Source organism: Streptomyces sp. NPDC001231 (assembly GCF_042896885.1).
GTDB lineage: Bacteria > Actinomycetota > Actinomycetes > Streptomycetales > Streptomycetaceae > Streptomyces.
Genome location: NZ_JBIAXS010000003.1, coordinates 255014 through 278894 on the forward strand (window position 1 = coordinate 255014; position 23881 = coordinate 278894).

18 protein-coding genes are annotated in these 23881 nt (G+C 74.2%); 8 read left to right on the top strand and 10 right to left on the bottom strand.

Features of this window, described 5'->3' with window-relative positions; all coding sequences use genetic code 11:
- Positions 1–67: 67 nt before the first annotated feature.
- Positions 68–2314 (top strand): ricin-type beta-trefoil lectin domain protein, encoded by a 2247-nt coding sequence (locus ACFY3J_RS05725; protein ID WP_390840354.1) that lies wholly within the window; start codon positions 68–70, stop codon positions 2312–2314.
- 6 nt (positions 2315–2320) lie between these two features.
- On the opposite strand, the gene ACFY3J_RS05730 is transcribed toward ACFY3J_RS05725, so the two are convergent.
- From ACFY3J_RS05730 to ACFY3J_RS05745, 4 genes are all read right to left on the bottom strand, one after another.
- Positions 2321–2824 (bottom strand): universal stress protein, encoded by a 504-nt coding sequence (locus ACFY3J_RS05730; protein WP_390840355.1) that lies wholly within the window; start codon positions 2822–2824, stop codon positions 2321–2323.
- Between the two features lie 20 nt (positions 2825–2844).
- Entirely contained in the window at positions 2845–4047 is a 1203-nt protein-coding gene (locus ACFY3J_RS05735; protein WP_384181112.1) for an arsenic transporter, read from the bottom strand.
- 140 nt (positions 4048–4187) lie between these two features.
- The gene (locus ACFY3J_RS05740; protein WP_384181114.1) at positions 4188–4901 is read right to left on the bottom strand and encodes a DUF4232 domain-containing protein; all 714 of its coding nucleotides are present in this window, start codon (positions 4899–4901) and stop codon (positions 4188–4190) included.
- Positions 4902–5120: 219 nt separating this feature from the next.
- Complete coding sequence (locus tag ACFY3J_RS05745) at positions 5121–6485, bottom strand: serine/threonine-protein kinase (RefSeq protein WP_390840356.1); 1365 nt, start codon at positions 6483–6485, stop codon at positions 5121–5123.
- Between the two features lie 46 nt (positions 6486–6531).
- Between ACFY3J_RS05745 and ACFY3J_RS05750 the strand changes: the two genes are divergently transcribed.
- Positions 6532–7083, top strand: a complete 552-nt coding sequence (locus tag ACFY3J_RS05750; RefSeq protein ID WP_141355484.1) for an RNA polymerase sigma factor — start codon at positions 6532–6534, stop codon at positions 7081–7083.
- Between the two features lie 13 nt (positions 7084–7096).
- Here ACFY3J_RS05750 and ACFY3J_RS05755 read toward each other — a convergent pair whose 3' ends face one another.
- Positions 7097–9472, bottom strand: coding sequence for a SpoIIE family protein phosphatase (locus ACFY3J_RS05755; protein ID WP_384181118.1), 2376 nt, complete (start codon positions 9470–9472; stop codon positions 7097–7099).
- A 282-nt stretch (positions 9473–9754) separates the two neighbouring features.
- Here ACFY3J_RS05755 and ACFY3J_RS05760 point away from each other — a divergent pair, with 282 nt between their 5' ends.
- The 4 genes from ACFY3J_RS05760 to ACFY3J_RS05775 all read left to right on the top strand — a co-directional run bounded on the left by ACFY3J_RS05760 (position 9755) and on the right by ACFY3J_RS05775 (position 14925).
- Positions 9755–12037, top strand: a complete 2283-nt coding sequence (locus ACFY3J_RS05760) for a glycoside hydrolase family 9 protein (RefSeq protein WP_390840357.1) — start codon at positions 9755–9757, stop codon at positions 12035–12037.
- A gap of 150 nt (positions 12038–12187) precedes the next feature.
- Entirely contained in the window at positions 12188–12433 is a 246-nt protein-coding gene (locus tag ACFY3J_RS05765; protein WP_100571383.1) for a hypothetical protein, read from the top strand.
- 3 nt (positions 12434–12436) lie between these two features.
- A complete protein-coding gene (locus tag ACFY3J_RS05770; RefSeq protein WP_376403875.1) occupies positions 12437–12814 on the top strand; it encodes a toxin Doc in 378 nt (125 codons plus the stop codon).
- A gap of 464 nt (positions 12815–13278) precedes the next feature.
- Entirely contained in the window at positions 13279–14925 is a 1647-nt protein-coding gene (locus ACFY3J_RS05775) for an RICIN domain-containing protein (RefSeq protein ID WP_384181123.1), read from the top strand.
- A 55-nt stretch (positions 14926–14980) separates the two neighbouring features.
- Here ACFY3J_RS05775 and ACFY3J_RS05780 read toward each other — a convergent pair whose 3' ends face one another.
- The 4 genes from ACFY3J_RS05780 to ACFY3J_RS05795 form a co-directional block, all read right to left on the bottom strand.
- Positions 14981–16150 carry a lactate 2-monooxygenase gene (locus ACFY3J_RS05780; RefSeq protein WP_384181125.1) on the bottom strand — a complete coding sequence of 390 codons (1170 nt, stop codon included), beginning with the start codon at positions 16148–16150 and terminating at the stop codon, positions 14981–14983.
- Positions 16151–16243: 93 nt separating this feature from the next.
- The gene (locus ACFY3J_RS05785; protein ID WP_390840358.1) at positions 16244–16939 is read right to left on the bottom strand and encodes an alpha/beta fold hydrolase; all 696 of its coding nucleotides are present in this window, start codon (positions 16937–16939) and stop codon (positions 16244–16246) included.
- 95 nt (positions 16940–17034) lie between these two features.
- Complete coding sequence (locus ACFY3J_RS05790) at positions 17035–18645, bottom strand: purine-cytosine permease family protein (protein WP_384181129.1); 1611 nt, start codon at positions 18643–18645, stop codon at positions 17035–17037.
- 198 nt (positions 18646–18843) lie between these two features.
- Positions 18844–19440 carry a hypothetical protein gene (locus tag ACFY3J_RS05795; RefSeq protein ID WP_390840359.1) on the bottom strand — a complete coding sequence of 199 codons (597 nt, stop codon included), beginning with the start codon at positions 19438–19440 and terminating at the stop codon, positions 18844–18846.
- A 324-nt stretch (positions 19441–19764) separates the two neighbouring features.
- Between ACFY3J_RS05795 and ACFY3J_RS05800 the strand changes: the two genes are divergently transcribed.
- Complete coding sequence (locus ACFY3J_RS05800) at positions 19765–20199, top strand: subtilase-type protease inhibitor (protein WP_384181133.1); 435 nt, start codon at positions 19765–19767, stop codon at positions 20197–20199.
- A 297-nt stretch (positions 20200–20496) separates the two neighbouring features.
- Complete coding sequence (locus ACFY3J_RS05805; RefSeq protein WP_390840360.1) at positions 20497–21024, top strand: SRPBCC family protein; 528 nt, start codon at positions 20497–20499, stop codon at positions 21022–21024.
- 37 nt (positions 21025–21061) lie between these two features.
- Here the strand turns inward: ACFY3J_RS05805 and ACFY3J_RS05810 are convergent, their stop codons facing one another.
- The gene (locus tag ACFY3J_RS05810; RefSeq protein ID WP_390840361.1) at positions 21062–23878 is read right to left on the bottom strand and encodes an NHLP bacteriocin export ABC transporter permease/ATPase subunit; all 2817 of its coding nucleotides are present in this window, start codon (positions 23876–23878) and stop codon (positions 21062–21064) included.
- Positions 23879–23881 lie beyond the last annotated feature (3 nt).

The following is a 23881-nucleotide window of genomic DNA, read 5'->3' on the forward strand; positions in this document are numbered from 1 at the left end:
ACACGCCTTTCTGGGACGGATTTTTTGGTACGGACCAAATCCGCGGTGTGTATGGAGGAATGCGGCCGTGAAAGACCCGGGCACGTCCAATTCCCCTACGTCACCCGGTCCGTTCGGTACCACGGACGAGCAGTTGAGCGCCGAACTCCGGAAGTGGACGGGTACCTCGCCCGCTCTGCTGCCCGTCGGTGAACTCCTCGACCGGCACTGGGAGGCGGCCTTCGCCTACGCACGGCTGTGCGCCGACGGCCCGCATTCCGCGGGCATGCTCACCACCGCGGCCTTCACCCGCCTGTTCGGCGAGTCCCTGCGGCAGTCCGGGCCGACCGCCGCCTGGCGGCCCCAACTGCTCGTCACCGTGCGCCGGATCGCGGCGGAGTGGAGCGCGGACCACCGCCAGGAGATGCTGCACCCGGAGTTGAGGGCCGCGGGTGCGGACGGAGCGCGGATCGCCGCGCGACTGCTGCCGCCGGGCGACCGGCGTCTGCTGTCCCGTGCGTTCCAGCGGCTGCCGCAGACGGGCCGCGCCCTGCTGTGGCACGCGGAGGTCGAGGCCGAACCCCTCGCCGCCCCGGCCCGGCTGCTGGGCCTCGACGAGGAGGACGCGCGCGTCGAACTCGGGCGGGCCCGGGAGCGGTTGCGCGAGGAGAGCCTCCAGGTGCACCGCGAGGTCGCACCCCGGCAGGAGTGCCTGCTCTACCGGCGGCTGCTCGACGTGACCTACCGGCGGGGCGGCGTCCACGTCGACCCCGATCTGCGCACGCACCTGGCCGGCTGCACGCACTGCCGGCACACCGCCGACCAACTGGGCCAGTTCAACGCGGACCTGGGCGGCGCGCTGGCCGAGGGAGTCCTCGGCTGGGGTGCCCGCGCCTACCGTGCCTCCCGCCTGGCCGGCCCCTCGGCCGCGACGGAACCGGAACCCCCCGCGCCCGCCGCCGCGTCGGGGCCCGTCGCGCCGGCCGGGGGAGAGCCGTTCGCGTCGGGGCCGGTCGCGTCCGCCGGGGGAGAGCCGTTCGCGTCGGGGTGGCCGAAGACGCGGGGCGGGGGCGAGTCTTTCGCGCCGGATCCGTCCGGTCCGGTGGCCGTCGGCCAGGCCTACCCGGCCGGGCGGCCCGACGGCCCGGGCCCGGGCGGCGCCCTCGGCCCCGACCCGGCGGGTGGGCCCGCCCCCGGGCTGTCCGTCGCCGCGCCCTTCGCGGCCCCCGCCGCTGCCGAGCCCTGGGGTTCCGCCCCGCCGCCCGCCACCGCGGCCGTCGGCCCGGCCTCGCAAGCGGCGCGCGCCGGTCGCGGTGCCGGGGCCGAGCCGGCCTCTGCCGATCGCAGGCCGCCGACGCCGGACACGGAGCCGGTGCCGGCCGGTCGCGGCGACGCGGCAGCGGGACCGGGGGACGGGATGGCGTCGGCGGGCGGGACGGCCGGGGGCCGTGCGGCCGCGCGGGGGCGGTCGGCCCGGAAGGCGGCGCGGCGGGCGCGGCAGCGGAACCTGGTCATCGCGGTGGCGACGGTGAGCGGGCTGGTCGTGCTGCCGCTCACGCTGTGGGCGGTGCTCGGCTCCGGTGACGGAACCCCCACACGCGGCGAACGACAGCCCTCCGGGCCGCCCGGCACCGGCGCCTCGGCCTCCGGACCGTCCTGGACCGGAGCCGGGACGGCGGCCAGGGGCACCCTGCGCGGACGGCTGCACAACGCCGCGTCCGGACTGTGCGTCGACGTCGTCGGCGAGAAGGCCGTCGAAGGCGCGGAGACCGAACTGGCGGCCTGCTCCTCGGCCCCCGGCCAGCAGTGGGTGTACGAGACCGACGGCCTGCTGCGCAGCGGCGCCGCGCCCGGCCTGTGCCTGGACTCCCACCTCGGCTACTCGGTACGGCTCGCCCCCTGTGTGGCCGGCTCCGGACCCGGCGCCAGGAACATCCGCTACGACTTCACCCTTCAGGGCACCCTCGTACCCCGTTTCGACCAGGATCTGGCCCTGACGCCCGCCGCCACCGACGGCGGCGGCGCCCTCGTGCTCAAGACCCGCGCGAAGAACGACACCCAGCGCTGGGCGATGGACACCTCCGCGCCGGAGCTCCAGATGGAGGTCGTCAACTGGGACCTGGACAGCGGCTCGTCAGCCCGGACCGGCCCCGGACCGTCGGGGCCTGCGAAACCGGCGGAGACGCCCGCCCCGGCCCGCGGCGTGCCCCGGACGACCCCGCCGCCCACGGACGGCAGCGCCGAGCCGTCCGCCACGGACCGCTGCTCCTCCGACGGCCACCCCTGCTCGTGGGACGACCGGAACAGGCGCCACCGCCACGGCGGCGGCCGCTGAACGACGTCAGCGGTGGTGCGGCGGCGGTGGCGGCGGGGGAGGGGGCATCGTCGTGAGGTCCGGCGCCGCCTCCGGCCACACCAGCAGCACCGCGCAGGGCGCGTGGTCGACGGCGAACCGCGCGGCCGGACCCAGACTGTGCGGGCCGAGCCGCTCACGGTCGCCGTCACGGGCCAGCACCAGCAGGTCCGCGTCCTCCGCGGCCGCCACCACCTCGCGCTCCACCCGCCCGTGCCGCTCCACCCGGGTGCACGGCCGCCCGAGGCGGGCCGCGGCCGCCTCCAGCAGCTCGGCCGCCGACGTACCGCCGAGGTCCGTCAGCAGGTCGCCCGGGTCGCGCTCGGCACGGCCGCGGCCGAGCAACCCGGCGAAGGCCCCGTGCGCTACCGCGGGCACCTCCGGCCCGCTGACGTGCAGCAGGACGACGTCGGAGGCGTGCGGAGCATGGGTGCGCACAGCGTCCACGCAGGCGGGCCAGGTGCCCTCCACCAGCCAGGTGATCACACGCATCCGGTCGGCCTCCTTCCGTTTCACAGCACCGTCAGCGCCCCCCACAGTGCCACCACGGCCGGCACGAGCGCGGCCGGCACGGCCAGCAGACCCAGCCGGGTGAACTCCTTGAGGTCCACACCGTGTTCGTGCTGGTGCACGATCCGCCGCCACAGCAGGGTCGCCAGCGACCCGGCGTAGGTGAGGTTCGGGCCGATGTTGACGCCGAGCAGCACGGCGAGGACGGCCCCCGGCCCGGTCGGCGCGGTCAGCGGCAGCAGGACCAGCACCGCGGGCAGGTTGTTGATCAGGTTGGCGAGGACGGCGGCCAGCGCGGCGACGGCGAGCAGTGCGGGCAGTCCCGTACCGCCGGGCAGAATGCGCCCGAGGGCACCGGCGAGACCGTTGTCGACCACCGCGCGGACCACGATGCCCAGGGCCAGGACGAAGGCGAGGAAGCCCGGAGCCGCGGCCCGCACCACGCTCAGCGCACTCGCCCTGCGCCGCAGCAGCGCGCGCCCGGCCAGTACCAGCGCCCCCGCCAGGGCGGCCCACACCGGTGCCACGCCGAACGCGGAGGCCACGACGAACCCGGCGAGCGTGCAGGCCACGGTGACCAGGGCGAACAGCGGCAGCTCGGGCGTCTCGCCGGTGCGCGGCGAGGGCACCGCGGCGGCCAGGTCGCGGACGAAGAAGCGCCGGAACACCACGTACTCGGCTCCGATCGCCACCAGCCACGGCAGCGCCATCAGCGCCGCGAACCGGGTGAAGCTCAGCCCGCTCGCCGCGAACGCCAGCAGGTTGGTGAGGTTGGAGACCGGCAGCAGCAGCGACGCCGTGTTGGACAGATGCGTGCAGGCGTAGACGTGCGGTTTGGGCCGTACGCCGGTGCGGGCGGCGGTGGCGAACACGACCGGCGTCAGCAGTACGACCGTGGCGTCCAGGCTGAGCACGGCGGTGATGGCGGACGCCAGCGCGAACACGGCGGTCAGCAGTCGCACCGGGCGGCCGCGCGCCCGGCGGGCCATCCACGCCCCGCAGGCATGGAACAGCCCCTCCACGTCGCAGAAGTGGGCGAGCACCAGCACCGCGGCGAGGAACCCGACCACCGGTCCCAGCCGCTCGGCCTCGGCCCGCGCGTGGTCCAGCGGGATCGCGCCGGTGGCGACGGCGATCCCGGCGGCGGGCACGGCCATGACCGCCTCGGGCCAGCCGAAGGGACGGACGACGGCCCAGGCGAGCACGGCGACGAGCAGGACGACCGAGAGGGCCTCGGCCAGCGGGGTGTTCAGGGCGGTGTTCCTCCGGACGTGACCGACGGTGCCCGCCCATCAAAGCAGAGGGCCGTGCCGGACCTCCGCGGTAGCGCCGCCGACGGCACGGGTCAGGGCTCGGTGCCGGGGCTGAGAACCGTCAGGAACACCGAGGAGGCGTTGCCGCCCACGGGCACCTGGCCGGCCGTCCACTTCACCGTGAGGTGGTCGCGCTCGTCCGGCGGTGTGACGATCAGCGAGGCGGGCGTCGCCGTCCTCGCGCCGCTCACTCCGGGGTTGGAGAAGGTCAGCCCCGCCCAGGCGCTCTGGCCGGGCTTCAGCGTCACCGTGGTGGGGGTGCCCGAGGACCGCTTCGGGTCCGGGCCCAGCTGCCTGCCGGAGGCGTCCACGAAGGCGGCGCCGGGATAGCCGTGCACGGTGCAGGTGCGGCCGGAGGTGTTCGTCAGGACGACCGGGAAGTTCTCCTGCCCGGCGCCCGGGTTCTCCCGTCCCACCGACGCCCTGAGTTGGGAGGTGTGACAGCGGGTGCTCGTGGCGGGGGTGGGGGTGCCGCCCGTGTGCCGGGCGGTGCCCGGGGCGGAGCCGGTGGCCGTGCCGCTCGGGGGCGCGGCGCCGCCGCTGGGCGCGGAGCTCGTGCCGGGTGCCGTGCCGGGTGCCGTCCCGGCGGTGGTGTCGCCGGTCGCGGGCGCGGCGGTGCCGGACACCTTCTGCGGAGCGCCGCTCGTGCCGCTGCCGTGGCCGCAGGCGGTCAGCGGCAGGCCCAGCAGGGCTACCGCGCCGACGAGCAGGGCCGCCCGGCGGGCGGACGGGGACTTGTGCGCCATGTTCCACACTCCTGGGTCGCTCGCACGCGGTGACCGCGTGCCTCCGGCGCCGGGTGCGCCGTCCTGAGTGTCCGATGCACGGACCGGGAGAAAAGTTCGCGGCCGACCGCACCTTTCTCCCGGTGACTTCTTCCCGCGCGGACCCCGGCCGGCTCTCACCCGTACGGGGTCGAGCGGTTCTCGCCCGTACGGGGTCGAGCGGCTCGACCTCGTACGGGGTCAGGCGACGCGCAGGGAGCCCAGCACACGGTCGGTCGCGTCGCCGCCGCCGTGCTGACGGATCTGCACGTACACCTGCGGCTGCCCGCCGCCGGCCGGGACCAGCGCGGTCTCCGTGAGCCGGCCGCCGCCGGGGCAGTCGCTCCAGGTCCGGATCCGGCCGTGCCACCGCCCGCCGGTGTAGGCGCGGGCGCCGTCGTAGTGGCAGCCCGGGTGGCCGAGCGCGTCGACCCGGGCGGTGACGTCGCCGTGCTCGCTCAGTCCGGCGAACACCCCGCGCACGTCGGCCCCGAGGTCCTGCCACCGGGTCAGGTCGTCGGCGACGGCGAGCCCCGGCTCGTGCCCGGCGGGCAGCCCCAGCGCCGCGGGATCCCAGCCGGAGTCGCGCAGCTGGCGTCCCCAGTCGTCGGGCACCCGCACCGCGATCCGGCCGGTGGCGTCCTCGACGCCCGCGCCGGACGCCGAGGACGGCCGGTTCACCAGGGCGAAGGCGGCCCCGGCGACGGCGACGACCGCCACGGCGGCGGCCAGCGCGACGGCCCTGGACCGCCCGCGCGGGCGGACGGCGGCCGCCGGGGCCGAGGCCAGCCGTTCCAGCTCGTCCGCGAACGCTTCGGCGGTGGGCCAGCGCCGTTCCCGGTCCGGTTCCAGGGCCCGCATCAGGGCCCGGGCGACACCGGGGTCCAGGCCCGGCCGCAGCCGCTCGGGCCGTACCACCGCGCCGGGCTCGGCGGGCACCGTGCCCGTGACGAGCCGGTAGCCGACCGCGCCCAGTCCGTAGACGTCCGCCCGCGCGTCGATGCCCGCGCCGGGCCCGGCCTGCTCCGGCGGCCGGTACCCGGCCGAACCCGCCGCCAGGGTCAGCCCCGAGGCCTGCGCCAGGCTCTTGGCGAGTCCCAGATCGGCGAGCAGTACCCGGCGGGTGCCGTCCGGCGCGGTGCGCAGCAGCACGTTGCTCGGCTTGACGTCCCGGTGCACGATGCCCGCCTCGTGCAGGGCGTGGGCGGAACGGGCGGCCAGTGCGGTCAGCCGCAGGGCCTCCGGCACCGGCAGCGGACCGGCGTCGAGCAGGTCGGCGAGGGTGCCGGCGTCGGCGTACTCCATGACGAAGTACGGTCTGCCGTCGGGCAGTTCACCGATGTCGTAGACCTGAGCCACCCGGGACGAGCCGGCCCTGCGCAGCAGCCGTGCCTCGGCCAGGAACCGCTCGCGCACGTCGAGGCGGTGGGACCAGTTCTCGGCGAGGACCTTGACGGCCACGGGGGCCTCGAGCTCGTCGTCGTGGGCGAGCCACACCGTGCCGAAGGCGCCCGTGCCCAGGCGCCGTTCGAGCCGGTAGCGGCCGATCCGCTCGAGGGAGTGCATGCGACTATCATGCCTGCCCCGGGATCGACGCAAAGGGGACCTTGTCGTGCAGAACGCCGCGCCGGTCGAAGACCTCGCCCGCCGTGCCGCCGCCGGGGACGGCGCCGCGCTGGAGGCCCTGCTCCAGCAGGTCCGGCCCGAGGTGGTCCGGCGCTGCGGGCGTTTCCTGCCCTGCCGCGAGGACGCCGAGGAGGCCGCGCAGGACGTGCTGCTCCAGATCGCGCGCCGGATCACCTCCTTCGAGGGCCGCAGCCGCTTCGGCACCTGGCTCTACACGGTCGTCGCCAACTGCTGCCGCCAGAAGTACCGGGAGCTCAAGCGCCGCGCCGCCGAGCAGCCCGCGCGGATCGAGCCCGCGCAGTACGCCGACCCGCGCACCACGAGCGTCATCGCGGGCTCCCGGGTGGACCTGCTGGAGGCGCTGGACCGGCTGGAGCGGGAGCATCCCCACCTGGTGGCTCCGCTGGTGTACCGGGACATCTGCCGGCTGGAGTACGCCGAGGCCGCCGAGCGGGCGGGCATCCCGCTGGGCACGCTCAAGTCGCGGCTGTACGAGGCACGACGGCGGGTGCGGCCCTGGCTGGCCGACGGGTCCTGAGGCCCGGCGGGGCTCACTCGTCGTCGAGCAGACTCAGCTCCGCCCAGATCGTCTTGCCCTCGGAGGTGTGCCTGCTGCCCCACCTCCGGGTGAGCTGGGCGACCAGCAGCAGGCCGCGGCCGCCCTCGTCCCAGGTCTTGGCACGGCGCAGGTGCGGAGCGGTGTGGGTGGTGTCGGACACCTCGCAGGTCAGGTGCGACTCGTCGTGGATGAGCCGGAGCCGTATGGGCGGGGTGCCGTACCGGATCGCGTTGGTGACCAGCTCGCTGACCACCAGTTCGGCGGTGAACGCCGCCTCGCTCAGCCCCCAGTCGTCGAGCTGGTCGACGACCTGCTTGCGGACCGGCGCGACCAGTGACGGGTCGGCGGGGATCTCCCAGGTCGCCACCTGGGAGGGCGGCAGGGCGCGGGTGCGGGCCAGCAGCAGCGCCGCGTCGTCGGCGGCGCCGCCCGCCGGCAGCAGGGTGTGCAGGACGCGGTCGCAGGTCTCCTCCAGCGAGCCGCTGCGGGCGGCCAGCGCCTCGCACAGCAGCCGGTGCCCGGCGTCGGTGTCCCGCTCGCGGCTCTCGACCAGTCCGTCGGTGTAGAAGGACAGCACGCTGCCCTCGGGCAGCTGGAGCTCGACGCTCTCGAACGGCAGCCCGCCCAGGCCCAGCGGCGGACCGGAGGGCAGCTCCACCCGGCGGGGCGGGCCGTCCGGCGGGACCAGCACCGGCGGCGGGTGCCCGGCGCGGGCGAGCGTGCAGCGCCGGGAGACCGGGTCGTACACCGCGTACAGACAGGTCGCGCCGACCTCGCCGGGCCGTCCCTCGGCCCCGGCCTCGGCGGACAACCGGGCCACCACGTCGTCCAGATGGGTGAGCAGCTCGTCCGGGGCGAGATCGATGTCGGCGAGGGTGCGCACGGCGGTGCGCAGCCGGCCCATGCTGGCCGAGGCCTGCACGCCGTGCCCGAGGACGTCCCCGACGACCATGGCGACCCGCGTCCCGGACAGCGGGATCACGTCGAACCAGTCGCCGCCCACCCCGGCCCGGGCCGCCGGGAGGTAGCGGGAGGCCGCTTCCACCGCGGCGGTCCGCGGCAGGCTGCGGGGCAGCAGGCTGCGCTGGAGGGCGAGGGCGGTCTCCCGCTCGCGGGAGTAGCGCCGGGCGTTGTCGATGCAGACGGCGGCGCGGGCCGTGACCTCCTCGGCCAGCAGCACGTCGTCGGGCATGAAGGGGGCGGGCTGCCGGAACCGGGTGAACACGGCGACCCCGAGGGTCACGCCCCTGGCCCGGATCGGCACGGACATCGTGGCGTGGACGCCGAGTTCCCGGGAGTGCAGGCGGCGCACCGGGTCCCAGGACAGCCACTTCTCCAGGTCGCCCGACTCCTTGGAGATCACCACGGAGTGGCCCGTGACCAGGGAGGCGCCCTGCGGGGAGGTGGCCGGGTACAGCTCGGTCCGCCCGGCGGAGGCCAGCGCCTCGGGGCTGCCCGCGTTGACGGAGCGGTGGGCGGCCCGGCGCAGCACGACCGGCATCGTCACCGGCCCGGTGAGCGGTTCCCCGCCGTGCTCGGGCGGGTCCAGCAGGTCGACGCTGACGAAGTCGGCGAGGGCCGGGACGCAGACGTCGGCGAGTTCCTGCGCCGTCCGGGCGACGTCGAGGGTGGTGCCGATGCGGACACTCGCCTCGTTGACCAGTTGCAGCCGCTCGCGCGCCCGGTACTGCTCGGTGAAGTCGTGCGCGGCGACGCACACCCCGCGCACCCGTCCCTGCCGGTCGGTGATCGGGGACATCCGGGCCAGCCAGGCGGTCACCTGGCCGTCGCCGCCTATCGGCACATACGTCCGCACGTCGTTCCCCCGGCCGGTGGTGAGGACCCGGTGCATGTGCCACTCGAAGTCCTCGCTCTGCCGGCGGCCGCCGATCTCGGAGAGGCGCAGGCCCCGCAGCCGATCGGCCGGCACCCCGAGCACGTCCGCCATGGCGGCGTTCATCCCGTGCAGCCGCAGCCGCTCGTCGTAGATCGCCACGGCACAGGGGGACTGCATGAGCTCGGCCCGGACCAGCGGGTCGTCGGGGTCCGGGGGGCCGCCGCCCTCCAGCGGGGTGACCAGGAGCCAGTTGCCGCCGTCCTCCGGGCGCCGGTGGTGGGCCAGGACCCAGACGGGCACGGCACGCCCGTCGCGGTGACGCACGGTCAGCGTGCCGTTCCAGCGGGGCTCGTCGGGAAGGGGGGTGTCCAGGGCTTCGGCCAGCAGGGTCGCGGCCCGCTCGCCCAGCACCTCCTCGGCCGCCCAGCCGAGCAGCCGGCGCGCGCCCTCGTTCCATTCGACGAGGACGCCGTGCTCGTCGACGACGGCCCGAGCCGTGGCGGCATCGTCGAACGGATACACGGGGCTCATCGTCGCCACTCCATCGCGCACACTCACAGTGAACAGGTGCGTCACTTGCGTTCCAGCCTAGTGCGTACCGGCGCCGTACGGACGGCGACCCCCCTGCCGGTCGAACGCGGTCACGCGGCCGGGCCCGCCGTCCGGCGGGGAAGGCCGTGTCGGCGGCCCGGGAGGCACAACACGTCCCGTCGGGACCGTTGACGGATGTCATGACTGCAACAAGCATGGTGCCTTCGCCCTCTGGGAGCGCTCCCATGGGCGCCGCCCGTACCTCCTCCGAGGAGCTCAGACGTGAAACGACGCAGAACCACCCTGCTGTCCGTGGCAGCCCTGCTCGCGGCGGCCCTCACCACCCTGCCGTCCGCCCCGCAGGCCCTGGCCGACGAGGTCGAGCAGGTCAGGAACGGCACCTTCGACACCACCGCCGAGCCGTGGTGGACGAGCAGCAACGTCACCGCGGGCCTGTCCGACGGACGGCTGTGCGCGGACGTGCCCGGCGGCACCGCCAACCGCTGGGACGCCGCCGTCGGACAGAACGACATCACCCTGGTGAAGGGCGAGACCTACCGGCTGTCCTTCACGGCGACCGGCACCCCCGACGGGCATGTCGTCCGGGCGCTCGCGGGGCTCTCGGTGGCGCCGTACGACACCTGGTTCGAGGTGAGCCCGCAGCTGAGCGTCTCGGGGAACGCCTACTCCTACACCTTCACGTCCCCCGTCGACACCACCCAGGGCCAGGTAGCCTTCCAGCTCGGCGGCACCGCGGACCCCTGGCGCTTCTGCCTGGACGACGTGTCGCTCCTCGGCGGCGTCCCGCCGGAGGTGTACGAGCCCGACACCGGGCCACGGGTGCGGGTCAACCAGGTCGGCTATCTGCCCGGCGGCCCCAAGAACGCCACGCTGGTCACCGACGCCGGCGCCAAGCTGCCCTGGCGGCTGCGCGACGCCCGTGGGACCGTCGTGGCCCACGGCTGGAGCGCGCCGCGGGGCACGGACGTCTCCTCGGGGCAGCAGGTGCACTCGATCGACTTCGGCACCTACAAGGGGAGCGGCAAGGGCTTCACGCTGGTCGCCGACGGCGAGACGAGCCACCCGTTCGACATCGGCGCCGGCGTCTACGACCAGCTCCGTCTGGACTCGCTCAAGCACTACTACACGCAGCGCAGCGGTATCCCGATCCGCGAGGACCTGCGGCCCGGCTACGCCCGCCCGGCCGGCCACCTGAACGCCGCCCCCAACCGGGGCGACGCCGAGGTGCCCTGCCAGCCGGGCCTGTGCGACTACACGCTGGACGTCACCGGCGGCTGGTACGACGCCGGCGACCACGGCAAGTACGTCGTCAACGGCGGCATCACCACCTGGGGACTGCTGAGCACCTACGAGCGCGCCCTGCACGCCCGCACCGCCCGGCCCGCGAGCCTCGGTGACCGGACGCTCGCCCTCCCGGAGAGCGGCAACAAGGTGCCCGACATTCTGGACGAGGCCCGCTGGGAGCTGGAGTTCCTGCTGAAGATGCAGGTGCCCGCCGGGAAGCCGCTGGCCGGCATGGCGCACAGCAAGGTCCACGACGAGCAGTGGACGGGGCTGCCTCTGCTGCCGAGCCAGGACCCGCAGAAGCGCGAACTGCACCGGCCGACCACCCAGGCGACCCTGAACCTGGCGGCGACGGCCGCGCAGGCGGCCCGCCTCTACGAGCCCTACGACCGTGCGTTCGCGGCGAAGGCCCTGCGGGCCGCGCGCACGGCCTGGACCGCGGCCCTCGCCCATCCCGCCGTGTACCCGGACCCGGACGACGGCATCGGCGGCGGCGCCTACCCCGACGACAACGCCGCCGACGAGTTCTACTGGGCGGCCGCAGAGCTGTACCTCACCACCGGTGAGCGGCAGTTCGCCGACTACGTGACCAAGTCTCCCCTGCACACGGCCGACATCTTCGGCAGCGTCAGCTTCGACTGGGCCGCCACCGCGGTGCCCGCCCGCCTCGACCTCGCCACCGTCCCGAGCAAGCTGTCCGGCCGGGAGAAGACGCGCCAGTCGGTGATCAAGGGCGCGGACAAGTACCTCGCCACGCTGAAGGCGCAGCCCTACGGCATGCCGTACGCGCCCGCGAACAACATGTACGACTGGGGCTCCAACAGCCAGATCCTCAACAACGCCCGTGTCCTCGCCGCCGCCTACGACATCGGCGGCGCCACCAAGTACCGCGACGGCGCGGTGCAGAGCATGGACTACATCCTGGGCCGCAACGCCCTCAACATCTCCTACGTCACCGGCTACGGCACGGTCACCTCCCACAACCAGCACAGCCGCTGGTACGCCCACGAGCTCGAGCCGAGCCTGCCGAACCCGCCGAAGGGCACCGTCGCGGGCGGGGCCAACTCCAGCATTCAGGACCCGTACGCGCAGAGCAAACTCCAGGGCTGCGTGGGCCAGTTCTGCTACATCGACGACATCGAGTCCTGGTCGACCAACGAGACGGCCATCAACTGGAACGCGGCGCTGGCCTGGATGGCCTCCTTCGCGGCGGACCAGGGCCGGCCGGCCGGGCCGCTCGCTCACCCCGGACGCGGGTGAGCGAGCCGGACCGCAGGAGCGCCGCCGCGTCCCCAGCGGCGCGGCGGCGCGCGGCCCCGACTGCCGCGGACCCGCCCCTCGGTACCGTCGTCACATCGCTGTGACCAGCGGATATTTACGGGAAAGTACCCGCGCGGTACCGTGTGGACCATGCCAGCTCTGAATGTGGAGTTCAGCGACCGCGAGCTCGAGGACCTGCGCCAGATCGCCAAGGAACGCGGCACGTCGATGAAGGCGCTCGTGCGCGAGGCCGCCGCCGCGGACATAGCCCGGCACCGGGCCCTCCAGGAGGGCGCCGAGGCCTTCCGGCGGTTCTTCACCGCCCACGCGGACGAGTTCGCGACGGCCTTTCCCGAGGACGAGACAGCCACGAAGGGCGAGGGGCGGGCAGCCTGACCGATGACCCCCGTCATCCACATCGACGTGCCCTGGCTGCTCCAGCGCCACGAGGAAGTCCTGCCGGACCAGCCCGCCGTCGACGACTTCTCGGCCCTGGTGGCCGCCGTCGCCCGCCACCGTGTCGACCCGCCGCGTCTCGGCGTCGATTCAGATCCCGCCTGGCGGGCCGCCGCCCTGCTGCACACCCTCGCCGTGCTCAAACCCCTGCCGTCGGCCAACGCCCGTTTCGCCTGCGCGACGGCCGTGGCCTACATGTTCGTCAGCGGCGTCGGCATCGACCCGCCCTACGGCGCCCTCGTCGACCTCACCCGCGACCTGATGTCCGGCAAGGCCGACGTCTACGGCGCCGCCGACCGCCTGCGCTCCTGGGAGATCTGACACCGCTCGCCGTACGCCCCAGGGGCCGCCGGCCGTGGGGCGGGAGGAACACGGTCGGCGGCCCGGCGCGCGCAGAAGAGCCGCCGTCCTGCGCCGGGCCCTGGAGAGGCCGAAACCAGTGCACTCCCGGGCCGGTTGCGCGGGGAGCGTGCGCGCGGTGCCGATGTGTGCGCGTGCTTCACACGGGGCGCACGGCAACGGTGGGAACGCGTGGGTGTACACCGCTCGGTGGCGTACGCCCACAGCGCCCGGTGACGTCCCGCTTCCTGAATTTCCGTCAATGATGCCCGTGTTGTCGGTATGTCTTGTTGTGTGTCAATGAGCTGTGCAAGGCTGAGCGGCCCGTGCGTGGGCAAGGGCCGGTCCTGAAGGGACAGTTGGGGAGTCGAGCCGATTCGTCCGCCGGCCATGTGCCAGACCCGCGGGCCCGCACCACACAGGTACGTACCAAAGGAAGCCTCTTCGTGCCCACCCCCCACCCCTCCCGTCCCCCCAGCCCGCCGGCCGGCGGGATCCCCGGGGAGTCCGACGAATCCCTCGCCGCCCGGCTCACCGGCAGCACGGACGACGAAGTCGGCCACTGCGTCGCCCTGCTGATCGCCCGCCACTGGCAGCCGGTCCACGACTACGCGGTGATCTGCCTCGCCTCCCCGGCGCCCCTCGCGGCCATGGTGACCTCGGCCGCCTTCCACCAGGTCTTCGACCGGCTGACCCTGGGCGAGCCGGGCACCGCGCTGCGCCCCCGGCTGCTGCTGACCGTGCGGGACACGGTCCGGCTGTGGGCCGCCGAGGACCGCGTGTCCGCCGCCCTGCCCGAGCTGCACAAACCCGCCGGAGGCCGGGGCATGAGGGCCGCCGCGACCCTGGTCCCGGAGAACCGCCGGCTCGCCCAGCGGTCCTTCGAGGGTCTCGTCCCGGCCGCCCGGTGCCTGCTGTGGCACACCGAGGTGGAGGCCGAACCGCTCCGCGTCCCGGCCGGGTTGCTGGGCATGGACCCCGACACCGCCTCCCGCACCCTGGAGGAGGCCAGGGACAAGTTCCGCGAGGGCTGCGTGCGCGCCCACCGCGAACTCGCGCCGACCGACGACTGCCGCTTCTACAACCGGCTGCTCGACGTGCCGATCCGCCGCGGCGGCGCCCTGCTGCCGGACGTCGAGCGGCATCTGGACGATTGCCGTTACTGCCGCGACGCCGCCGGGCAGCTCGGCCAGGTGGAGAACGCACCGGGCGCGCTGCTCGCCGAGGCGGTGCTCGGCTGGGGCGCCCGCCGCTACTTCGACTCCCGCCCGGGCCGCGCCGGGCACGCCGCGCGCACGAAAGGCTCCGCCCGGCACGGCGGGGGACGGTCGGCCGGAGGCGGCCGGCGCCGGCTGCTGTCCCGGATCGCCGCGCCGGTCCGCCGCGCCCCGGGCGGCCCGCGGTCGTCCCGGGCGCTGCGCACCGGCCTCGGCCTCGTCTCCGCCTCCCTGCTCGCGACCGTCCTCGGCGTCAGCCTGTGGTCGAACGGCGACGGCACCGCCCCGGCCGCGTCGACCGGCGCGTCCGGCACGCGGGACACGGTGCACGGCGCCGGCTCCGAGGCCCCGTCCGGCGGTTCCGCGGCACCCGGTACCGCCTTGCCGTCCCCGTCGACCGAGGAGACCCGGCTGCGCAACATCGAGGCCGGCCTGTGCCTGGCCGTCCGGGGCGAGCCGAAGGCCGGAGCCGCCACCGCACTGGCCGAGTGCTCCTCGGCCTGGAGCCAGCGGTGGACGCTGGAGGACGACGGGCTGCTGCGCAGCGTCGCCGACCCCGGCCTGTGCCTGGACTCGCACGCGGACGCGGGCGTGGTCGTCCTCGGCACCTGCGCGGAGGCCGGTGACGAGCGGGGCCCCGACGTGCGCTACGACGTGGGCGCCCGGGGAGAGTTGCTGCCCCGCTGGGGCGAAGGACTCGCCCTCACCTCCGCCTCGCCGCAGGCGGACGCGGACATCGTCGTCAAGGTGGGCGACGGCACCGCAGCGCAGCGTTGGGCGGCCGACTCCGCGTCAGTGACTCCGGGGCCGCTGTCGGTCGCCGGGCCGGACACACCGTCCGACCGCCGGGCCGCACCGCCGGACGTCACCATGTGAGCGGCCGTGGCCGCCGCCCGGACCCGGGCGGCGGCCACGGCCGGGCCGGCTCGGGTCAGACCGGGTCCTCGACGAGGTCGCCCGCGCCGACCGTGGCCGGCCCGGCGTGTCCCGTCAGGGCGAGCGTGAGGTCGAACTCCGCGAGCAGACAGCGGATCACGTGCTCGACGCCGGCCTGTCCGTCCAGGCCGAGCCCGTACGCGTACGGCCGGCCCAGCAGCACCGCCCGCGCACCGAGGGCGAGCGCCTTGAACACGTCGTCCCCGGTGCGCACACCGCTGTCGAACAGGACCGTCAGCCGGTCGCCGACCGCCTCGGCCACCCGGGGCAGCGCGTCGGCGGCCGCGACGGAGCCGGCCACCTGGCGCCCGCCGTGGTTGGACACGACCACGCCGTCCATACCGGCGTCGGCGGCCAGGCGGGCGTCGTCGGGGTGCAGGATGCCCTTCAGGACGATCGGGCCGTCCCAGTTCTCCCGCAGGAAGGCCAGATCCGGCCAGGTCTTGCCGGGGTCGGCGAACATGCCCACGAAGTGCAGCACCGCCGCGTTGGGATCCTCGTGCACCGGCTTCGCCAGACCCGCCCGGAAGGCCGGGTCGGAGAAGTAGTTGGCGGTGCCCACGCCGTGCAGGAACGGCAGGTACGCCTGGTCCAGATCGCGGGGCCGCCAGGCCAGCAGCGGTGTGTCCAGGGTGACCACCAGGACGCTGAACCCGGACGCCCTGGCCCGGCTCAACAGGCTCCGGGTCACCTCGCGGTCCTTGGCCCAGTACAGCTGGAACCAGCGCTCGGCGTCCCCCATCGCCTCGGCGACCTGCTCCATGGGTGTACTGGAGGCCGACGACAGGACGAACGGCACGCCCTGCGCCGCGGCGGCACGCGCCGCCGCCGGCTCCGCGTCCGGGTGCAGGATCGACAGCACCCCGACCGGTGCCAGCGCCAGCGGGGCCGGCAGGGCCCGGCCCAGCACCTCCACCGACAGATCGCGCTCGTGGACGTCCCGGAGCATGCGCGGCACGATCCGGCGCCGGTCCAGGGCGGCCCGGTTGGCCCGCGCCGTACTGCCGTTGCCCGCGCTGCCCGCCACATAGCCCACCGGGCCGGGGCCGAGCCGTCGCTCGGTCAGCTCCTCCAGGCGGGTCAGGTCGGTGGGCAGCCGCGGTACCGCGCCCGTCATTCCGTTGAGATAGATCTCGTACTGGAAGTCCGCCCAGTGCTTCGCCATCCGTCCCTCCCGAAGTCGCCCGTCACGCGCGTGACCCGACGATACTGGCCGGTAGGCGCGGGCCGGCACCTGTGGGAGCGGACCGCTCGCTCGTCAGTCCGCGGCCGCGGACTCGACCAGGATCCCGGCCAGTTCGCGGGGCCGGGAGAACATCGGCCAGTGGCCGGTGTCCATCTCCACCAGCTCCCAGCGCTCGCTCCTGAGCGCCTCGGCCACGACGGACATCGGCTCGGTCCCGTCCAGCAGGCACTTGACGTACGTCGCGGGCAGCTCGTCCAGCGGGCGCTTCAGCACGGCCGGTTCGGTGAGCGAGGCGCCGGGGTGCGGGGTGCCCTCGGTGACGATGCGCTGGATCTGCTCGTCGGTCAGCTCCTGGCCGGCGTAGTCGTCCGGAGGGAGGGGTGGCCAGGTGCCGTCGTTCGCGTCGAGCTCCTGGCGGACCTGGTCGCCGCCGATGCCCGACACGAACGCCTTGCCGTCCAGTGGCACGTTGGAGTCGACGAACACCACGCGCCGCAGCCGGTCGCCGATCCGCTCGGCCGCCTGACCGACCGGGATGCCCGAGTAGCTGTGCCCGACGAGGACGACGTCCCGCAGATCGTGGCGCTCCACGTGGCCGACGATGTCCTCGACATGGGTCTGCTGTCCGGCCGGCAGGTCCCTCTTCTCGGCGAGACCGCTGAGGGTGAGGGCGTGGACGTCGTGCCCGGTCTCCCGCAGACCGGGCACCACCTCGTCCCACGCCCAGGCACCCAGCCACGCGCCGGCCACCAATACGAAGTGAGTCATGCCGGCCAACGTATCGGGCGGGTGTGACAACGCTCCACGATTCGTGCACCGTCGACGCGCGCGGGCGCGCACCGGCGCGCCGCCTCCAGGCCCGCTCAGCCGGCGGCCTCGGCGGCGGGCACCGGCACCTCGCCGAGGTCCTGCGCGCCCGGTCCGGTGACCGGCGGCACGGGGACGTCGACGGCACGGGCCAGCCGCGGACCCTCGGGACCGTAGACCGCCCGGGGCTCGGGGAACAGCCACAGCAGCGCCAGGAACAGCACCGCGGCCGACGCCAGCGACAGCGGCAGGCTGATGTCGACGCCGTTCGCCACGTTGCCCAGGGGGCCGACGAACTGCCCCGGGATGTTGGTGAACAGCACCCCGATGAGCGCCGACACCCACCAGGCGGTCAGGCCGCGCCAGTTCCAGCCGTGCGTGAACCAGTACCGGCCGCCGCGCTGACGGCGGTTGAAGACCTGGAGAGCGTCCGGGTCGTACCAGCCGCGGCGGGTGTAGAAGCCGAGCATCATCACGACCATCCACGGCGTGGTGCAGGTGACGATCATCGTGGCGAACGTCGAGATCGACTGCACCAGGTTCAGCGCGAACCGCCCGATGAAGATGAACGCGAAGGCCAGCAGTCCGACCAGCACCGTCGCCCGCACCCGGGACAGCCACGGGACCACCGAGGCGAAGTCCAGTCCGGTGCCGTACAGGGAGGTCGTGCCGGTCGACATGCCGCCGATCAGCGCGAGCAGGCACACCGGCAGGAAGAACCAGCTCGGCGAGATCGCGAGCAGTCCACCGACGAAGTCCGGAGCGGCCGGGTCCACGTACGCGGGGGCCTTGGTGGCGATGATGCTCGCCGCCGCCAGGCCGAAGACGAACGGCAGCAGGGTGGCGATCTGCGCCAGGAACGCGGCGCCGACCACCCGGCGGCGCGGGGCGTCGGCAGGGATGTAGCGCGACCAGTCGCCGAGGAACGCGCCGAAGGAGACCGGGTTGGACAGCACGATCAGGGCCGCGCCGATGAACGAAGGCCAGAACATCGACCGCGTGGCCGCGTCCGCCGAGGCGGTGAACACCCCGGCGTACCCCGGGTCGAAGTCGCCGGCGAACGCGACCACGCCGAGCAGGAACAGCACGCTCGCGGAGGTCACCGCGATCTTGTTGACGAACAGCATGAAGCGGAAGCCGTACACGCAGACCACGAGGACCAGCGCGGCGAACAGCGCGTAGGCGACGGCGTACGAGGCGGTGCCGCGCGGCAGGCCGAAGAGCCGGTGCGCGCCGCCGACCAGCGCGTCGCCGGAGCTCCACACCGAGATGGAGAAGAACGCGGTGGCGGTCAGCAGCGACAGGAACGAGCCGACCACGCGGCCGTGGACACCCAGGTGCGCCGAGGACGAGACCGCGTTGTTGGTGCCGTTGACGGGGCCGAACACCGCCATCGGGCACAGGATCAGCGCGCCCGCGACGACCCCGAGGACGGTGGCCGCCAGGCCCTGCCAGAAGGAGAGGCCGAACAGGATCGGGAAGGCGCCCAGCACACAGGTGGAGAAGGTGTTCGCGCCGCCGAAGGCGATGCGGAACAGGTCCAGGGGCCTCGCGGAGCGGTCGGCGTCGGGGATGCGCTCGATGCCGTGGGTCTCGACCTCGGTGAGGGACGGCGTGGCGGGGGAGGGGGCGGGCGGCTGGGCCTGCGGTGACTGCTGCGGGGACATGGGGGCTCCATCGGAGGACGGCGGTGGAGCGCGTGGTGGCGCGGCGGGTGGACGGGCGCTCGTCGGCGCGGGGTGTGCGGCGGGGAAAGGGCACCGTCCTCGGGGGTCCGCTGACGCTAAGACGCCGTGCGTGAGCCGCACCAGAGGACGGTTCGTCCATCTTTCACGCCACCGGTGGATGAATCCTCCACCCTTCGCTCACCCCTCCCCGCCGCGGGTGCCCCGGCTGCGGGTGTCCTCGTCGTGAGACTCCTCGTCGTGGGTGTCCTCCGGCCGGGCATCGGGTCCCTGGGCCCGGACCCGCTCTACGTGTTCCAGCGACGCGCGCAGTTCGCCGAGCCAGTCGTCGGTGTGCCGCTGGACCAGGCGCACGCACCAGGCGAGGGCGTCGCTGCGGCTGCGGGCGACGCCGCCCGCGATCAGGGTGTCGAGGACCTGGCGCTCGGGCTGGCGCAGCCGGGTCATGACGGGCGCGGCGACATGCGTGAACAGGGCGCGCCGCCCGGCGCACTCCACGCCCCAGGACACCTTCCGGCCGAACCGGTGCTCGGCCTCGCGGGCCACCGCCATCCGGTCCTCGCGGGTGCGCTCCCGGAACTCCCCCACCCGGCCCTCGACGGCCGCCTCCCGCTCCGCGGGCCCGGCGTCCCCGGCGAGCCGGGGCGCGGGAATCCGGCCGATGACGGTGATCTCCTCGCGGTCCACCGCCACTTCGACCAGTTCCTCGAACAGGTCGTCCGGCAGACGGCCGGCGAACCAGCCGCGCACTTTCTCTCGCTGCTCTGTCGTAATCATGTAATGACCATTACGCGACTCGTGCATGAACACAAGGGGTCGCGGACAAGTCCGCCGAGAGCGGAACGGGAGTGTTTCAGGACGATTGACGAGCACGGGGAAACAGGCCATCCGGCCGGATCCGATGATCGCCGGGCCCATGGACAAAGGGTTGTCGCCGCGGCGTTCCGTGACTTCGCGCCACTGATTCAATACGCAAGGTTACCGAAACCCGCGGGTTGGACGTGAGTTTCCGCCCCGGACTCGGCAGACTCCCGCACGCCGCTCCGGCACCGACCGAGCCGGGGCCGGCACCCGACGACTTCCAGCGGAAGGAAGCACACGATGCGGAACACCGCGCGCTGGGCAGTGACCCTCGGCCTGACGGCCACCGCCGTCTGCGGGCCCCTCACGGCGCCGGCCCTCGCCGGCCCCGCACCGGCCACCGCCGGGCTCTACACCCCCTCGGCCCTGGTGCTCACCGTGGGCCACGGCGTCGGCGCGGCGAACGCCGCACCGGAGCGCGCCGTGACCCTGAGCTGCGCGCCCACGCCCTTCGGCACCCACCCGGCCGCGACCGAGGCGTGCGCGGAACTGCGCGGTGCGGACGGTGACTTCGCCGCGCCGACGGTGAACGACCGGGTGGCGTGCACCAGGGAGTACAACCCCGTGGTGGTCACGGCCCAGGGCGTCTGGCAGGGCAGGCGCGTCTCCTACGAGCGCACCTATGCCAACGAGTGCGTGAAGAACGCTTCGGTGACGAGCGTCTTCGCGTTCTGAGGCCGGGATCGCGCGTTCCCCGCGCACACCTGAAGGGTCCCGTGACTGGGGAGTGCGGGCCCTGCCGCGGGGACCGGGCGATTCCGCACAAAGGGACCGGCGGGCGGAGTGGGGCCGCCCGCCGGTCCCTGGCGTCGGCGGAGCGCCCCTGGCGTCGGCCGGAGCGTGCCTGGGGCCGAGTGCCTCTGGGTGAGGGCCGTCGCGCCCGGCCCGGCGGTTCCATGTGTTTCGCACGGGTCAGGCCCGGTACATTCCGTCGACGCCCGACCCCTCCGAGCGGACGAAGGACTGATGCCCATGCCCTCCGATCTCACCGGCACCTTTCTGCGGCTCGGCGACGGCCGCCCCGCCCTTCGCTTCACCCGTGCCTACGGCCACCCCGTGGACCGCGTCTGGCACTTCGTGACCGAACCCGGTGAACTCGCGCGGTGGTTCCCGTTCCGCGCCGAGATGGACCTGCGGCCCGGCGGCACCATCGCCTTCCGCGGGGAGACGGGCGCGCAGGAGTTCACCGGCACCGTGCTCGCCGTCGACCCGCCCCGGCACCTGTCCTTCGAGTGGGGCGGCGGCGAACTCCACTTCGACCTCGAGGAAGTCGACGACGGACACACCCGCTTCACCCTCACCGACGTCCTCGCCGCCGAGGACGCCGCCGCCCGCAACGGCGCCGGCTGGGAGGTCTGCCTGGCCGCCCTGGACGTCCTGGCGCGCGGCGAGCGCTTCGAGGGACCGCACGCCGGGGTCCACGCCCCGTGGAAGGGTTTCTACGAGGCATACGTCGCCGCCGGAGTCCCCTCCGGGGCGCCGATCCCCGGCCAGGACTGAACCGCCCGGGCCGGGACCGAACGGCCCGGACCGGCCCTCACGCCATTTGCCGCCGCACCAGTTCGTGCAGCCGCCCGCTCGTGTCCGCGAGCAGTTCGGCGGGCGGCCCCTGCTGGATGACCTTGCCGTCCTCCATCACGACGACCCGGTCGGCGTCCAGCACCGTCGACAGCCGGTGCGCGATGACGACGCGGGTGGCGTTGAGCTTGCGGGTGCTCTCGATCACCGTGCGCTGCGTGTCGTTGTCCAGCGCGCTGGTCGCCTCGTCGAAGAAGAGGATCCGCGGCCGGCGCACCAGGGCCTGGGCGATCATCAGCCGCTGCCGCTGGCCGCCGGAGACCGCGCCGCTTCCCGAGACGATCGTGTGCAGGCCCATCGGCATCCGCTCGATGTCCCGCGCCAGCCCCGCCAGCTCGGCCGCCGCCATCGCCTCCTCGGCCGTGCACGGCTCCGTGCCGCGGATGACGTCCAGGATCGAACCGGTGAACGGCTGCGCGTGCTGGAGCACGACCCCGCACTGCCGGCGCACGGCCGACCGGTCCAGGGCCGCCAGGTCCTGGCCGTCGTACAGCACGCTGCCGGACAGCGGCCGGTCGAACCCGATCAGCAGCCTCAGCAGCGTCGACTTTCCGCAGCCGCTGGGTCCGACGACCGCCACGAACTCGCCCGGCCGCACCTCGAAGGACACGTCGTCCAGGACCAGCGGCCCGTCGTCGCTGTAGCGGAACGACAGCCGCCGCGCCTCGATCGCCCCGGACAGCGGTCCCGGCCGGGTACTGGCCGTGCGCACCTCCGGCGTGGTGTCCAGCACCGGCCTGATCTCCTCCAGCAGCGGCAGCGCGGCCACCGCCGAGACGAAGGCGCCGGTCAGCTGGGTGACCGAGGTCAGCAGCATTGTCACCGAGGTGTTGAAGGCGAGGAAGGCCGCCGCCGACATCGAGCCGCGCGCCGGGCCCGCCAGCAGCATGAACATCAGCAGCGTGCACACCGGCAGGTACACCGCGCCCAGCACCGTGGTGAGGTTCTTGATCCGGCCCACCTTCTGCTGAAGCTCACGGCTGTGCGCGAACTGGGACGCCCAGGCGGCGTACGCGTAGTTCTCGGCCGCCGCCACCCGCAGCTTCGGCAGCCCGCGCAGCGTCTGGAAGGCCTGGTTGTTCAGCTTGTTGGTGAGCACCACAAGACGCCGCTGCCATCGCGCCTGCCACAGCCCGAGCCCGAGGAACACGGCGCCGATCACCACGAGCATGCCGAGCGCCGCCAGCGCCATGGAGGCGCTGTACCAGAACAGCAGCCCCAGGTTCATCGCGCCCACGGTCACCGACTGGACGACCACCGGGCCGACCCCCGCCAGCAGTCGGCGGATCGCGCTGACCCCCATGGCCGCGCTCGCCAGCTCGCCGGTGGAGCGCTCGGTGAAGAACTTCGTCGGCAGCCGCAGCAGCCGGTCCCACACGGCCGACTGGAGGGTCGCCTCGATACGCCCCTCCAGTCGCAGCACGGTCAGGTTCTGCAGCAGCATGAAGGCCGCCGCCACCACACTGCTGATGATCACGGCCAGACACACCTGCGCGATCAGGCCCTGCTCGGCCCTGGGCACGTACTGGCCGAGCACCTTGCCGGTCGCGATGGGCACCAGAGCCCCGAGGGCGACCGTCACCAGCCCGGCAAACAGCAGGTTCAGCAGATCACCGCCGGTACCGCGCAGGCTGAACCGCAGCAGCCCGAGCGGGCTGAGCCGGCGGTCGGGCAGCGGCCGGTAGAACATCACCGCACGCGGCTCGAACTCCTCCGCGTTCGCCTTCTCCACCGGGTTCTCCCGCCCGGTGGCCGGGTGCACGGCGACGTATCCGCCGCGCCGCCACAGCAGCGCGACCGGCGCCCCGGACAGCGCCCGGTGGCCCACCAGCGGACCGATGTTCTCCCGCCACCAGCGGCCCTGAAGGCGTACGGCCCTGGTGCGCACCCGGGAGGCCAGGGCGACCCGCTCCACCGGGTCCAGCCGGTCGCTCTCGGTGCCCGCCTGGGGCGGTGCGGCCAGCGTGATCCCGGCGGCCCGGGCGACCAGTTCGCAGGCCGCGTAGCCGGCGTCGGTGTCGGCGGCAGTGGGCCGCCCCGCCGAGGACCGGCCGATGGACGCCAGCAGTGTCCGGTCGGCCTGGGCGCGCACCGCCTCACCGGCCTTGATACCGGCCGCCGTCCGGGTCTCGTGGGTGCGCTCCAGCTGTTCGATCCAGCGGTCCAGGGCGGTCAGCAGCCGGTACTGCTGATCGACCATGCTCTGCCACAGGGCGGGGTCCATCAGCAGATCGGCCGCGGCCTGGGCGCCGTACAGCGACCCGTACTGCACGCTGCCCGGCGGGACCTGCATCCAGAACACGTCGTCGTCCGTGGGCGCCGCCGCCCGCTCCTCGGCCATCGGCGCCTGGAACAGCACGGACAGGCCGCGGCCGACGCCGAGCGCGAGGGCGTACTCCAGCGGGCTGGTCTGCGGCGGCACGTACTGGGGGTTGCCGTACTCGTCGTACGACCAGGTCTGGGTGCCGGCCGGCTGGTACAGCTCGCGCAGCCCGATGCGGCGCACCACGCAGTCCCGCAGCGGGCGCGCGACCAGGGTGTGCCGCGGGCCCGCGACGGGACCGAGCAGCAGCGAGCCCGCCTCCAGCCGCCCCAGGTGGTGCCAGTGCCCCTGCTGCGCCGCGTCGACCGCGAACAGGTCCACCGCGCCGGCCGCGATCAGCCACAGCTCCTGGGGGCCCGCCAGGTCGAGCCGGTTGAAGCCCGAGCAGTCGATCGGTGTGCCCAGGGAGCCGAGCGCCCCCAGTACCAGGTCCGGCTCGCCCGCTGTCGTCATCTC

Excerpts from the sequence above, each read along its gene's own strand:
- ACFY3J_RS05765 (WP_100571383.1), top strand. The coding sequence starts at position 12,188 with ATGCCAGCTCTGAATGTGGAGTTCAGCGACCGCGAGCTCGAGGACCTG.
- ACFY3J_RS05740 (WP_384181114.1), bottom strand. The coding sequence starts at position 4,901 with ATGGCGCACAAGTCCCCGTCCGCCCGCCGGGCGGCCCTGCTCGTCGGC.
- ACFY3J_RS05800 (WP_384181133.1), top strand. The coding sequence starts at position 19,765 with ATGCGGAACACCGCGCGCTGGGCAGTGACCCTCGGCCTGACGGCCACC.
- ACFY3J_RS05780 (WP_384181125.1), bottom strand. The coding sequence starts at position 16,150 with ATGGCGAAGCACTGGGCGGACTTCCAGTACGAGATCTATCTCAACGGA.
- ACFY3J_RS05755 (WP_384181118.1), bottom strand. The coding sequence starts at position 9,472 with ATGAGCCCCGTGTATCCGTTCGACGATGCCGCCACGGCTCGGGCCGTC.
- ACFY3J_RS05745 (WP_390840356.1), bottom strand. The coding sequence starts at position 6,485 with ATGCACTCCCTCGAGCGGATCGGCCGCTACCGGCTCGAACGGCGCCTG.
- ACFY3J_RS05810 (WP_390840361.1), bottom strand. The coding sequence starts at position 23,878 with ATGACGACAGCGGGCGAGCCGGACCTGGTACTGGGGGCGCTCGGCTCC.
- ACFY3J_RS05790 (WP_384181129.1), bottom strand. The coding sequence starts at position 18,645 with ATGTCCCCGCAGCAGTCACCGCAGGCCCAGCCGCCCGCCCCCTCCCCC.
- ACFY3J_RS05730 (WP_390840355.1), bottom strand. The coding sequence starts at position 2,824 with ATGCGTGTGATCACCTGGCTGGTGGAGGGCACCTGGCCCGCCTGCGTG.
- ACFY3J_RS05795 (WP_390840359.1), bottom strand. The coding sequence starts at position 19,440 with ATGATTACGACAGAGCAGCGAGAGAAAGTGCGCGGCTGGTTCGCCGGC.
- ACFY3J_RS05785 (WP_390840358.1), bottom strand. The coding sequence starts at position 16,939 with ATGACTCACTTCGTATTGGTGGCCGGCGCGTGGCTGGGTGCCTGGGCG.
- ACFY3J_RS05770 (WP_376403875.1), top strand. The coding sequence starts at position 12,437 with ATGACCCCCGTCATCCACATCGACGTGCCCTGGCTGCTCCAGCGCCAC.
- ACFY3J_RS05805 (WP_390840360.1), top strand. The coding sequence starts at position 20,497 with ATGCCCTCCGATCTCACCGGCACCTTTCTGCGGCTCGGCGACGGCCGC.